Origin of the sequence: Bradyrhizobium sp. BLXBL-03, from assembly GCF_051853015.1 — a bacterium.
GTDB lineage: Bacteria > Pseudomonadota > Alphaproteobacteria > Rhizobiales > Xanthobacteraceae > Bradyrhizobium > Bradyrhizobium manausense.
This window is the reverse complement of sequence record NZ_CP182470.1, coordinates 7046147-7059667: the sequence shown is the minus strand read 5'-3', so window position 1 is coordinate 7059667 and position 13521 is coordinate 7046147. Positions and strand designations below refer to the sequence as shown.

Here is a 13521-nt window from a genome sequence, read left to right as displayed (position 1 = left end):
AGTAAGATTGATGCGTCAAATCACGGATCGAATCTATCTGTGCGCGGGACAGCCGTGGCTGTTGTCCCATTAGCGAGACGGCGCGGTAACTCTGTATGGAATGCGCTGTTCTCTCAAGAAAGACTCCGCGCAAAAACCTCAATCCGTGCCGTTGAAAAATTAAGGATCTCTAATCAGTTACGGTTGACGAGCCGAAGCGGCGTCGTGTGTGCCACGCATCACGACTCGAAACGGACCGTTTTGGGAAAGAGAGTATCCAAGCCCGGCCGGAGATCTGCCACGGGATGGTGTCACCGGAAGGCTTTAGATTGTTGGCTAAGGTGGCGACTATTCATATTCAAATACTATGGTCAGAATAGTGTTTACATGCGATGGGGGACAGGGGCGCTGCAACATTTCAAGCGCCCCGCAGAGATAAGCTGACAGGACAATCGAGGTAGCACAGTATGTCCATCGGAAAGCTCTGGTGAGCTTCTTTGTCGACGACGCAAGCTGAATTGGTCGTCCGTGAAGAATGCAGATCGGCCTGAGAGATAGGCAGAAGTTGGCTCGATAAAGTATTCGATTTTGCAGGAAAGCCGGGTGTTGGGCCACGCTTTCTTGCGTTTTGGGATTTTGCTTTCGAGCGATTCGTGATTCCCTGGCGGCGGGTCATCGGCATTGGGGACGGCGATGAGCAAACCGCGGGATGATCGCCAGAAAGACCTGTTGCTTCCGGCGCTTGATCAAATCATCGACATGGGCCACCCGTTGGTACGGTTGGCGGCGCTGATCGACTGGAAGTTTCTGGATGACCGTTTTGGTTCGGTGTGCCAAACCGGTCCGGGGCAGCCTGGCCTGCCGACGCGGCTTGTCGCCGGCCTGTTCATCCTGAAGCACATGCACAATCTCTCGGATGAGGTGCTGTGCGCCCGCTGGATCGAGAACCCCTATTACCAATACTTCTGTGGCGAGTTGAGCTTCTGCCACCGGCTGCCGTTCGATCGATCGTCGATGACACGCTGGCGCCAGCGGCTCGGCGAGGAACAGCTCGTCGCGCTGATCCAGGAAAGTCTGTCGGTGGCGCACAAGACTGGCGCCATCGGCCCTAAGGACCTGGAGCGGGTGGTCGTTGATACCACGGTGCAGCCCAAGGCCGTTGCGCATCCAACCGACGCGCGGCTGATGCATCGGGCCATCACCAAGCTCGTGGGGTTCGCCAAGTGCAACCGTGTGCCGCTGCGCCAGAGCTATCTGCGCCTGGCCAAGCGCGCCGCCATCATGGTCGGCCGTTATACCCACGCTCATCAGTTCAAGCGCGCCCGGCGCCAGCTCAAGTTCCTGCGGACGCGGCTTGGGCGGATCATCCGCGACATCCGCCGCAAGATTGATGGCGATGCGGTGCTGGAGGCGCGCTTCGGCCCGCTGCTCGATCTGGCGCAGCGGGTGCGCAGCCAGGATCAGCATCAGCGCGGCCCCAAGGTCTATGCGTTACATGCGCCGGAGGTCGAGTGCATCGGCAAGGGGAAAGCCCGCGCGCCTTACGAGTTCGGCTGCAAGGTCAGTATCGTCACCCCCGTGACGTCCCCGAAGGGTGGACAGTTCGTGCTCCATGCCAAGGCGCTGCACGGCAATCCCTTCGACGGGCACACGCTCGGCCCCGTGGTTGCCGACATGGAGAAGCTCACCGGCGTGGAGGCTCGCCGCATCCATGTCGACAAAGGGTACCGCGGCCACAACCACCCGCACCGGCTCAGGGTCTGGATCTCGGGGCAGGTCCGTCGCGTCACGGCTTCCATCCGGCGCGAGATGAAGCGTCGTGCGGCTGTCGAGCCCGTCATCGGCCACGTCAAGGCCGAGCATCGCATGGACCGCAACTATCTCAAAGGCCGCGCCGGCGACCGCATCAACGCCGTCCTCGCCGCGGCCGGCTACAACTTCGGCCTGCTCCTGCGATGGCTCGCAGAACTCTTGCGTGCCATCATCCGGGCCTTCGCCGCAACTGTCCCGGATCAAAAGATCGCTTAAATCAGCGCTCGTCCGCGTTCTTCACGGCGGACGAATTGGAGCTTGCGAAAACGTCGCGCCATCAGTAGCACCCATCTGAAATTGTGCGAGAAAGGTGTTTCTGAGCGATCATTCTAATTTGATGTCCCATTACGTCGTGCGATCACTTTTGCGGCGTTGTGCCGTGCTCCGATCGCTTGGTCTTCAGTCATGAATCCGGCTTCGATCAAGTTGTCCAGCACCATGTTGGCGCGAGCATGAGCGGTAGTCGGGTCGATGGGAGGAGCATATCTTGTCGGCGCGTTGATCAGGCCGACCAGCATCGCAGCTTCAGCGAGGGTCACATCGCGGGCAGGCTTATTGAAGTAAAAGCGCGCCGCACCATCGACACCGAGGGTATCGGCGCCCATATCGACACAGTTGAGATAAAGCCTCAAGATTTCATCTTTGGTCAGATTCCATTCTAGCCAGATTACAAGCAGAACCTGCTTGATTTTGTGTCCGATGCTGGGCTCTGCATCCAAAAGCAGTGTCCTTGCGAGTTGCTCGGTGATTGTTGAGCTGTGCTGGTGGGCGCCGTTCTGCGCCTCAAGTAGCAGGTGGAGAGTACCAGGGAAATTGATGTCGAGATGGTTGTAAAATTGGCGGTCCTCGGTTGCGATCGTGGCCTTGATCAGCGAATCGGGAAGGTCCCTAAGCGGGATCGGTACCCCATGGCCAATCGGCCCGGCGCGTCCGTTAAGCAGGCACACCGTGACATCGGAAGCCTTCAGGCAATCCTCTTGCCAAAGGGCGCGGGTAGTCGAGATGGCAAACGCCAGCAGCAGAAGCAATCCACAGAAAGTGAAGGTCAGGGCCTCGGAAACAGGTTCGAGAAGGAGCCAGCGCTGCCACCGACCCAGAGAGATGCCGACTAGAAGCCTCGAGTAACAGTAATATAATTCCCGCACGTCCCTCGCGTAGGACAGTAGGGCGAGTCCGAAGGACCGCTCGCGAGCCGACAAGCAGTGCCGGATGGCGGACGTCTTTGGTGGTATAATTTGAATCACGTGGATCTTTCAGGTTTACGTACACGGGCCTGCGGCGGGCGACTAGGCGTTCTTCGAGAGCGCTGAGGCAAACCTCAAGAATTGCATAGCTTAGCGGGATGCCTTTTCCGTTTGGCGCGGGAGGCAGAGGCCAGCGCGAGGTTGAGATACGCGGTCGTGATCTGCTGCGTCCCAGGGCCTTCGCCCGGATGCGCCCTGAGCGACAAGGTCCGATTCTGCAAATGTCATGGTAGCTATTCGGGTAAAGATTGGTCGAACGACGGTGAGGGAGAGCCGGATCGCACGTCGGTCTTAGCTTCAGCTCGCATGTTCGCGAGGCCGCGGAAAGCGGAGTGAAGCGTTCGCTAATGCTCATCCGTGAAAGTATCGGTTGTACGAACTGATGGATCGCGGTCGCAGCCGTTGGTGCCAAAAAAGATGCGAAGCGTCTATTCCATTCCCCGCCGTATCTCGAGAGGCATATCGAAACAGATTGATGTTCTGACCAAGCATCGATGCTCCCGCTGTCTGATGTGAGTTCTGCCTTCTAAATCGGCAAGCAAGCTCGCCCGCCAACATAGGGGGCAAGTGTGGCGGCTTCGCGCGGTTGCTGAAGCGAAAAATCGGCAGCACCTGACATCCACGGCAAAGTGCGTCAACTTTCGTCCCAAAAAAATCGACGAGCGACGTGTTGCCGACAGCTTCAGCCGGTCTGGTCGCTGGAAGGGATGTTCTTCATTGGAGCGTGCATTCGCCGATGATTCGCAGCGGCACGCGGCGCTGAAGCGCATGAACGTTATCGGTACAGGAAGAGTTGCGCGTACCCCCAAGATGCCGTTCGTCAATCGCTGAGGGCATTCTGGCCTGAGCGAGCATCGAGCTGTTTGAGCACAGTATGCTGAATCTTACCCAGGGCCGTTTTCGGCAATTCTTCTATAAAAATGATTTCGCGCGGCGCTTTGAAGCGTGCAAGATGGGATTGCACATGTGTTACGAGTGCCTCGCCGTCTATGCGGGCTCCTGACCGCTTGATCACATAGGCAACCGGCACCTCATCCCATTGTGGATCCGGCCGGCCGATGACCGCGCACTCAGCAACATCGGGATGCTCCAAAAGTACGCGCTCGACCTCTGCCGGATAGATGTTTTCTCCACCGGAAATGATCAGATTTTTCTTACGGTCATCGACCCAAAAATATCCGTCGGCATCGCGACGGGCGATGTCGCCAGTACGATACCAGCCGTCATGCATCACCTCGCGCGTGGCGGGATGATTGCCCCAATACTCCTGCAATACGTTAGGCCCGCGCACTGCGATCTCACCTGGCGACCCCGCGGGCAACTCGTTACCTGCATCATCCATGACAACCGCTTCGCAGCATATTCCGGGCAGGCCGGTCGACCCTTGCCGCGAAAGGTCGCCGCCGAGCCTTGTATAGATCGCAATGGGGCTTGTCTCCGTGGAGCCGTAAATGTGGAGCACCGGCACGCGAGCAACCAAGCGATCAACCAGATGCTGCGGCACGGTCGAGGAGCCAACGGAAACCGCCTTCAGTGACGACACATCGGTCCTGGACCACATCAGGTGGTCGGTCAAGGCCTGAATGGTCGCAGGCACCAGGACTGTCAAAGTGGGGCGATCCTGCTTGAGCGCGGAAAGGGTAGCCTCAGTCGCAAACCGTGAATGGATTGTGACGGTCGCGCCGATATGCAATGCAGGCGTCGTCTGAATGTTGAGGCCGCCGACGTGGAAAAGCGGCAATACGGTCAGCACATGATCGTCAGATGTGAGGGCGTGCATGTGTTGGCTCATCACGCCGTTCCACAATAACGCCTCTTGGCGGAGCACTGCCCCCTTCGGCCGGCCAGTGGTGCCTGATGTGTAGACAATCAGAAGCGGGTCGGCCAGGTTTGCGCGAGGCTCGTAGCTGTTCCCCTGTGTCTGATCCAACAAGCCCTCCCACGTGCACGCGCCGGGAGACGCAAAGCCGAAGCCCACGGTTGCGATGCCGGGCAGCGTCTCCGACAATATCGGCAGAACGGCTCCAAAAGCCTGCTCGAGGACCAGAACCTTAGCGCCAACGTTCGAAAGGATGAAAAGCTGCTCAGCCAACGCCAATCGCCAATTCATCGGCACCAATATCGCCCCGATCCGTGCGCAAGCGTAGAGGAGAACTAGATAATCAGGGCGGTTGAGGCTCAGGACAGCGACGCGATCGCCCCTCTTGACGCCGAATGCAGTTTGCAGGGTCCGTGCCGCCCGGCCGATACGCTGATTAAAGTCGGCGTAACTTAAGGTGTCGCCTTCGAAGTGGATCGCAGGTTTGTTAGGAGCGAACGCCGCGTTACGCTCAATCAATGTGGAAAGATTCACTATCCTTCATCCTGTGTCGTTGGGTGCTTACAGTAGCTATCCCCGAGTTGGCCAAACCATCGCTTCTCAGCGCTCTTGAGGGCCGTTATCGTGTGTTACGCCCCTTCGGCAAATGCAGCTTAAGCACGATGGACCGCATTGTTTCCCCTGTCGGGCCTCACTTAACAGGACCATTGGGGGATCACACTCAGCTCGATATCGCGGAAGATAGTGTAATTCCGCCGAATCCACTGATGAAGTTCCGTCGAAGTGTCTTTCTCGTGGCGCAGATAGCCGGTGAAGGACAAACCTAGCCGGCAGATGTAATTATTGAGAAATACCGGCAGTGCCGCAAAACGCACCACGGGCCCGTGGTGCATAGCCTCGAACAGTTCGCCGCGGACAAAGAATTCGTTATGTACGGTGATTAGGATCTGCTTCGGGATCTGCCGCCGCAGCATCTCATGCGCACGAGCTGACACGCGATTAATATCTGCGACAAATAGAATGATTGGCACAACGTTTTGTCGTATCGCTTCGCTGAGGAAGCCGATCTCGCCGCACATCTTGAAGAACTCGTCGAAAGCGTGGAAGCCAAGGTCGATCACCTTGGCTACCCCGTCGTTAAGAATGAGTCGATCAACGAGCTGCATTTTGCCATAGGTATCGGTGACATCCGCCGTCTCTGTGATGGAGGGGAGGTAGTCGAGCAACGACGGCTCCTTCAAGTTGATATCGAAGGAGAGCACCGCACCGTTCTTCAGTAGCAAGAACTCGCTCAAGAGCCGAGCAATCAGCGTCTTGCCGACTTGCGGGCTTGCAGAGCAGATGATGTAGACCGGGGTGGCCAAGATCGCTAATCCAGCGCGTATGGATCCGCAAGGGACTATCTTTCGCCCGCACGGGTCACCGACTTAGCGCCGGCGAGATCGGTCAGGTTGATGCGGTCATACTCGCTCCAGACATTGGCGAGCCAATGCCGTACGTAGCCGCGCAGCACGAACGAGAAGTTCGCGGCGTCGTCGTGTAGTCCCTTGTTCGCGACGAAATTGACGAACGGAACGGAGGCGACCTCGACCTGTTCATAGGCCATCTCGTTGAGCTTCGGGATGGTCAGATCGGTGGCGTCTTTGATTCGCTTAAAATAGGAATCGTAGGTCGACTGGTCCCACTGAAAGAACTGGGTGTCGTTGATGAAGTTCTTGACTAAATAGTATTTTGCGCCGGCCATGAAATCGCTTGTTTCAGCGATCTCATCTAGCGAGGCGATGGACGATCCCAATACGTGAAATACTGCGAAGGTGAGTTGGCCTGACCGCGCGGCCTCCAAAAAACCTATGTCGCGCAGGGACGCCAACGCTGGGGACATCAATCCGGCACGAACATCGATGACGGTAACTGATAGACCGGAGTTCAGCGTATCAAAGATCTTCATCTGGTCCGCGGTTCTCGTCATGTCAACGATCTCGGTGATCGCAGGGTGAAAGCGCTTCAGCGTGCCGCGGGGCGACTCGGTATCAAATGCGCGGGTCTGCACATTATTCGCGCTGAAATAATCCAGAAGCGTCCGAGATACGGTCGTCTTGCCGACTCCTCCCTTGTCTGCGCCGACCACAATTACAACTGGCTTTACCATAGAAGTCCTCTCAGGTTATCGCTTCATACGTGCGATCGCGAAGCGCGCGGTCTGTGTGTTTCCGGTCCTGCCTTCGACCCTGTGTTGACCGAAAGAGGAGATCGTCCGATTTGTGAATGTCGTTTGCAGCTATTGTTGCCGGAGGGCCCCGTCTATTGTCGCTCCGAAATCGGCTGCATCTTGTTCGTTGTCGGATTCTGCATGTTTTGATACTTTTCCTCGGTTTCGCGCTGTATGCCGCAGCCATAGAGGTCGTGGTGTGATCTTAACCTGCGTTACACTTAGCTCTTGGTAGGCAGGATCATGCGGCTGAGCAGGGCGCACACACCAAGCCCGTATGTCGCTCCTCTTCCATTCCTCGGCGGGATCTCTACGCGAGAAGCGCTGATCGCGCGGAACGCGAAGAGAAAACCATCACAGTAGACGGCCGCAAAGCCGCGACTAAAATGATGGAAAAAGTGTTCGACCACAGGTGAGCTCCTACAGGTTCAGGCGCGACGGATTGTCAAGCCGGAATTCTCAAGCGCCTGGAGGATCTCGCTTGCGGCGCGCTGATGATCAAGTCGGATGCCACGACATCGGCGACTATGGCGCACGCTCTTTTGTGCTCGGCCAGCTCGTCCTCAACATAGTCGGCGCAAGCGTTGCAGGCGATCACCGGACGGCCGCTCCAGGGGTCGTGTAATGCGCTTTGATCATTGGCATGACATTTCGGGCATTGCATGGGCAGGCTTTCGGGTGGTTCAGTGCGTGAGTGACTTCGTGGTGGTGAGAACGCGCTCGCTCCGCTGGACGGGAACAATGCGTCGGATTGAGTGAAAGGCCGGTCCCGTTGAATTGGAGCTCTCCTTGCGAAGTGCCTGTTGCGCGAGAGCGCGTGCTCAATGCGTTGCCCGCAGCTACATTCTAAAGACACCGTAACGCGGCGCTTCGATTGGAGTATTAAGCGAAGCGCTCAAGGCGATTGACAGTGCGTTTCGCGTATCTACGGGATCAAGAATACCGTCATCCCAAAGCTCGGAAGTTGCATAATAGGCGCTCGATCGCGCCCGGTACTCTTTCATGATCGGCTCTCGAATGACTGCCAGTTCCTGGTCGGACAAATGCCCGCCTTCACGCGCCAATTGCCTTGCTTTGACATGGGTGAGTACGCCCGCCGCTTGTTCCGCCCCCATGGCCGAAATCTGCGATTGTGGCCAGGTAAACAAGAAACGTGGATCGAATGCTCGCCCCGCCATAGCGTATGTTCCTGCTCCGTGGGAGCCATTGCAGATCACGGTGAGTTTGGGTACCGACGCGGCGGAGACGGCCATGATGAGGTTGGCGCCGTGCTTGGTGATGCCGCCATGTTCGTATTCTCGTCCAACCATAAAGCCGGTGGTGTTCTGCAGGAAGAGCAGGGGCGTCCGGTTCTCATCGCAGAGTTGGATAAAGTGAGCGCCCTTCAGGACGCTGTGGTTCTGCAACACGCCATTGTTTGCGATGACCCCGATCTGATATCCCTGGAGACGTGCGAAACCGCATATCAGGAGCGGTCATAGCACGGCTGGTATTCATGGAATCGGCTGCCATCCACGAGGCGCGCGATGATCTCCAGAATGTCGAACTGAACGCGAGGATCCTTCGGAATGATGCCGTATAGTTCGGATGCGTTATAGGCCGGAGGCTCCGGAGCGGATTGATCAATCGCTTCTTTCGTTGGGCGCTTTGTGCGAGCGACGATGTCCCGCGCGATGGCGATCGCATGCACTTCGCAAGTCGCAAAGTAGTCGCTCGTTCCCGAAACGCGCGTATGCATGTCAGCGCCACCCAGCTCTTCGGCAGATACCACCTCCCCGGTGGCGGCTTTTACGACTGGAGGTCCACCGAGAAAGATGGCCCCCGTTCCCTGCACGATGATGTTGTAATCGCTCAGTGCCGGAACGTAGGCCCCTCCCGCGCTACAGTGCCCCATGACGATGGCGACCTGCGGTACTCCCATCTTGGCGAGGATTGATTGGTTACGGAGGATTCGACCCGCGTGGTAGCGATCAGCGAAAAACTCAGCCTGCAGAGGCAAGAAGCCGCCGGCGCAGTCGCAAAGATGGACCACCATGAGGCGGTTCTCAATTGCGATATCCAATGCCCGCACAATCTTCTTCACGGATAGTGGATACCAAGCTCCGCCCTTCACACTGGCATCATCTGCGTGAACAATGACCTCGCGACCCGCCACGATGCCGAGGCCGACGATCTGCCCGGCGCCCGGTACCTCGCCATCATAAGCCTTGTTGCCAGCAAGCGTCGAAAGCTCGAGAAACGGAGTTTCGGGATCGAGCAACGCTTCGATCCGATCACGAACAAATAGCTTGTTTTGCCGCCGCAGGCGCTCAATGTCTCGTGTCGGCCGATCGAAGCGAGCGGAACGCTGGCGCTCCTTCAGCTCGGCAGCAAGCCTTCGGTTGTGGAGCTCGTTAACGCGAAATTCTTGCGAGGTGGTATCCACCCGAGAAATAATCCGCTGCATGTTAACGCCCTTCGTCGGAAAACGTAACCAGCGCAGCGCCTTGTTCGAAGCTTTGGCCCACTTCAAAGTGAACGCGATCGACCACACCGCCCCGAGGGGCACGTACGACAAATTCCAGCTTCATGCTTTCGACCAACATCAGCGTTGCGCCTCGGCTGACCGCATCGCCCCGCGAAACGTTGATCGCAACCACGACGCCGGGCATCGGCGCTCGGGCCGCATCATGACTTGCCAGCACCTCAGATAAATCGAATTCACTTAGTCTATCGCGGTATCGCAGGATGTGCGTCCTGCCGCGGACATGCAGGTGAAGCACGTCGCCGTCGATTGCAAATCTGACTGGCACAGTCTCGCTCGCAATTTCCAGTATGCCGCTGCCGCCGAGATGATGGGAGAACGCCACTGGCGCAATGACCTCTCCGCCTAGGTGAAGGCGATAGTCGCGTTGGCCTGGTGAAAGCCATAGTTCATAGCTCTCGGCCTTAAGCGCAAAAGAATGCCTCACGTTAGTTTCTCCACTTGCCGAGCTCTGCATGGAGCTTGGGCACGTTGTCTGCCGCATCGCGAACGGGCTTGGTCAGAAGTGCCGCGGCTGCCAAGATGGCGGGCAGATCGCTTCCGCATTGGCCGACGGCCAGGTGCGGGTTCTCATCGAGATAACCGGTATGAATCTGTCCGCTCAAAAACGTGTCGTCCATGAGCAGGCGAGCCAGAAAATCGGCGTTGGTCTCACAGCCGAGGAGCACCAACTGGCGCATCACGTGGGCCGCCTTCAATGCGGCTTCACGGCGCGTGGCCGAATGTACGACGATCTTTGCGAGCATCGGATCAAACGCCGTCGAGATTTTCTGACCCTGGACTATACCGCTGTCGATTCGAACGCCTTCGTGCTCTGGGTACTCCAACATGAGGATCTTTCCGGTTGTCGGAGCGTATTCCCGTTCAGGAGCCTCGGCGTATAGCCTCGCTTCAATTGCGTGACCGTTGGACACAATGTCGGATTGTGAGAGGGTAAGCTCGTAACCCGCGGCCACATGGAGTTGTTCGGCGACCAGATCGATGCCGGTGACCATCTCGGTCACTGGATGTTCAACCTGAAGTCGAGTGTTCATCTCGAGAAAATGGAACTCATGCCCATCGAAGATGAACTCGACGGTGCCAGCATTTCGATAATTGGCGCTACGGGCGATACCAACCGCCATTTCACAAACACGCTTCTGCAGATTGGCGGACAAGGCGGGCGAGGGCGTCTCCTCGATGATCTTCTGAAAGCGTCGCTGGACGGAGCACTCGCGCTCAAAGAGATGGACAACGTTTCCGAAGAAATCCCCGAGCACCTGCACTTCGATGTGGCGTGGTTTCTCAAAACATCGTTCGACGTAGAGCCGGCCATCTCCAAAATACCGCAATCCCTCACGACGAGCTTGAACAATCGCATCATCGAGGGCGCCGAGGTCGCGCACAATCTGAATCCCCTTGCCTCCACCACCTGCCGAAGGTTTCACCAGCAAAGGTAAGCCAAGGTCCCGCGCGCGGGACGCGAAGGTCTCTGGATCGTCTTCTTCTACGGCTGACGGTGCGACAAGAAATCCAGCCTGCTGAACAAATTTCCGGGCGCGGATTTTATCGCCCATCAATTCGATGCTTTCCGGAGTTGGCCCGACGAATGCGATGCAAGCGTTCGAAACGGCCCTCGCGAATTCGGGGCTCTCCGACAGAAACCCATAGCCGGGATGCAACGCGCCTACATTGGCTCTGCGGGCGGAAGCGATGATTTGCTCAGCATCAAGATATGCCGCGATCGGGGAACTACCCTCGATGGCAATCGCTGTGTCCGCCATAGAAACGGCTAATGTCGCCGCATCCACCTCGTGGTAGACGATTGCTGAGCGCAAACCCAATTTACGCAACGTCTTGATGATGCGCACGGCTATTTCGCCCCTATTGGCGATCAAAACCGTATCGAATGGTAGTTTCTGCATTCGTCTATTTGCTCAAGCACAGCTCGAGAGCGCGACGCTCGAAAGCTGCGGGGACTTACGGTTCCGAGAAGAGTTGTCCCGGCTGGTCATAACGACGACACGCCAGGAATAATCCTATGGATCAGGGAAGCCAAACGAACCAGGACCGATCGAATGTGTGCCGCAATGTCATTTCGGGCCTGCTTTTAGTTTCGCGCTAATATGCGCTGACATCACGTAGCGACAATGGTCGCTCAAGCTGTTGAGCTTGGTTCGCAGGCAAGCAGTGATAGCGTCGGCGTTCGGTATCTCATTGCGACACAAGCGAAGCACATCCGGGGTGCAAGCCCGTAGCTCTTCCTCCATGGCACGAAGCTCTCGAGCGACAGCGCTGAGAGAGCTCGTTGTCGTAAAAGCAATGAAAGCTCCTACATGCCAAACTGCTCTATAGGTCTGAAGAGAAAGGGGGCAATGCGTTCGATTCACGATATCCTCTTGGGGGGCGGCGTGGAGCAGGACGCTCAACGGTGCCTGTAGAGACAGTAGGCCAAAGGCTCAGTGGTGGGAGCGGCTACGGAAAGTGACCAATGAGAGAGAGGTCTACAATTGTCGGAGGGGCAGGGAAGCTACGCGTCGACTACCAAAATCACGCTGTTCGGTGTCGGACAGCTTGGTCGCGCATCGGACCGGTTGTAGATTGGATGTCGGTAATTTGTGACGTAGAGTACGCGGCAGAATGCGCCCTGGAGGCCGCTCTTGCAGTTGGCCTACTACGACGCGCTCATCTCCGCAGTCGTGTTTGGAGTGCTTGCTGTCCAAAAATGATACCAAATTGCATGCACGAAGGAGGTATGGATCCTCGCAGCATGGTGTGGCGTAGATCTTAACAGGCTGAGACATTGGCGATCCTTGAACTCGTTAGTGGCGTCGGCCTGGCCGGTGAGCCTACTTGTTCGAGATCCTACAATTTGACGCTGCGTGCGGTTCAACCCCTCCGAACGGCTGGTCGGACGAAATATGTTAATTCCAGTGCCGGCGGCAGACGCGTCATTCGCGAGACTAGCGGGTGGGCCGCCAAGGTAGACGAAAAGCCACCTCTACGAAGCACCGGGATTGGCCGGGCTGTTCCTCTGGCGATCCTTGAAATTGCTCGAAGAGCCGCTGTCGCTAGAGAAGCGGCGCTTTTGCGGCGTGCCGAGCTGCTATCAATCGACTTCGCGAGTTCCGCGACTGTTGCGAGGTTCGGGAACGCGGGCGAGACCGCGGCCGGTATTTACTAGATCTGGTGGGCGATCGAAGGAATAGCTTGAATCTCACGCAGCGTCACATTGTAGGCGTGAATCGCGGAACACGAAAGATACGCACCATGCTTCTACTGCACATGCTACGCAATTATGCGCTCGACATAGATCATCATATCGATACGCCGGAAGTCCAGCGTGCTCTATCTAATGGATGCCGCCGGTCGAACGACGACGAGGCGCATAACATATGGGCCTACTGCTTCTCGCCTCGGGAGCGGATCAAGTACATCCGGAAAAATCGCTCGCAGTTTGAATTTCACGACTATCGTCAGATCGTCAGCGTCGTTCGGGGACACTGTTTTACCGGCTGCGCATCAGAGCTGGTAAAATGGCGACGTCGATTCAGGGTAAGAGCGTGGCGCCTCGCTTTGTTGTTCTGCGTCGCTACTTGGTTAATCTTTGTCCTCGCCGTGATTCGATTGGTCCGCTAGTCTAAGCGTTGGCAAGTTAGGCGGGTTCTGCGAACAAAGGGACTTATTGAATAGGCTCGGACCGATTGAGCGCGAGAAAGCTCCCGAGCGTCCGAGCGTCTGCGAACCCCAACTACCATGCCGACAACATGCCAAGCGATGGTCCCTTCCATGGGTCCTCGTGCGGAGGCCCGGTCAGGTGATTGAGCGAACGTCGAGCGACGCCGCGAAACGAGCCCAGCCCGCCATAAGCTTTTAGAAGCAGCGGCTTGCTCGAGAGCGCTCTCGCTACTATCGAGCCAACCCACGGGGACGAATGCATCCCGACGCCACTTTT

At 57.2% G+C, this 13521-nt stretch carries 8 protein-coding genes and 1 pseudogene; 2 read left to right on the top strand and 7 right to left on the bottom strand.

The genetic code is table 11. The features are described 5' to 3' along the window. The first annotated feature begins 672 nt into the window (after nt 1-672). Nucleotides 673-2007, top strand: a complete 1335-nt coding sequence (locus ACNJX9_RS33650; RefSeq protein WP_439410169.1) for an IS5 family transposase — start codon at nt 673-675, stop codon at nt 2005-2007. A gap of 113 nt (nt 2008-2120) precedes the next feature. Here ACNJX9_RS33650 and ACNJX9_RS33645 read toward each other — a convergent pair whose 3' ends face one another. After that, complete coding sequence (locus ACNJX9_RS33645; protein ID WP_439406335.1) at nt 2121-2819, bottom strand: transglycosylase domain-containing protein; 699 nt, start codon at nt 2817-2819, stop codon at nt 2121-2123. Nucleotides 2820-3602: 783 nt separating this feature from the next. Between ACNJX9_RS33645 and ACNJX9_RS33640 the strand changes: the two genes are divergently transcribed. Next, a complete protein-coding gene (locus ACNJX9_RS33640) occupies nt 3603-3866 on the top strand; it encodes a hypothetical protein (RefSeq protein WP_439406334.1) in 264 nt (87 codons plus the stop codon). On the opposite strand, the gene ACNJX9_RS33635 is transcribed toward ACNJX9_RS33640, so the two are convergent. The 6 genes and pseudogenes from ACNJX9_RS33635 to ACNJX9_RS33610 form a co-directional block, all read right to left on the bottom strand. Then, on the bottom strand, nt 3856-5388 hold the full coding sequence (locus tag ACNJX9_RS33635) for a class I adenylate-forming enzyme family protein (RefSeq protein WP_439406333.1): 1533 nt from the start codon (nt 5386-5388) through the stop codon (nt 3856-3858). The two genes, ACNJX9_RS33640 and ACNJX9_RS33635, sit on opposite strands and share 11 nt — an antisense overlap. A gap of 161 nt (nt 5389-5549) precedes the next feature. After that, the gene (locus tag ACNJX9_RS33630) at nt 5550-6221 is read right to left on the bottom strand and encodes a hypothetical protein (protein ID WP_439410168.1); all 672 of its coding nucleotides are present in this window, start codon (nt 6219-6221) and stop codon (nt 5550-5552) included. Between the two features lie 32 nt (nt 6222-6253). Then, entirely contained in the window at nt 6254-7003 is a 750-nt protein-coding gene (locus tag ACNJX9_RS33625; RefSeq protein WP_439406332.1) for a hypothetical protein, read from the bottom strand. Between the two features lie 899 nt (nt 7004-7902). Beyond that, a pseudogene (locus ACNJX9_RS33620) lies at nt 7903-9509 on the bottom strand (acyl-CoA carboxylase subunit beta). 1 nt (nt 9510) lies between these two features. Beyond that, a complete protein-coding gene (locus ACNJX9_RS33615) occupies nt 9511-10014 on the bottom strand; it encodes an acetyl-CoA carboxylase biotin carboxyl carrier protein subunit (protein ID WP_439406331.1) in 504 nt (167 codons plus the stop codon). A gap of 1 nt (nt 10015) precedes the next feature. Continuing rightward, nucleotides 10016-11491, bottom strand: a complete 1476-nt coding sequence (locus tag ACNJX9_RS33610; protein ID WP_439406330.1) for an acetyl-CoA carboxylase biotin carboxylase subunit — start codon at nt 11489-11491, stop codon at nt 10016-10018. Nucleotides 11492-13521: the final 2030 nt, after the last annotated feature.

Bases quoted from the DNA above. Each gene is read 5' to 3' on its own strand.
- ACNJX9_RS33610 (WP_439406330.1), bottom strand. From the start codon at position 11,491: ATGCAGAAACTACCATTCGATACGGTTTTGATCGCCAATAGGGGCGAA.
- ACNJX9_RS33625 (WP_439406332.1), bottom strand. From the start codon at position 7,003: ATGGTAAAGCCAGTTGTAATTGTGGTCGGCGCAGACAAGGGAGGAGTC.
- ACNJX9_RS33650 (WP_439410169.1), top strand. From the start codon at position 673: ATGAGCAAACCGCGGGATGATCGCCAGAAAGACCTGTTGCTTCCGGCG.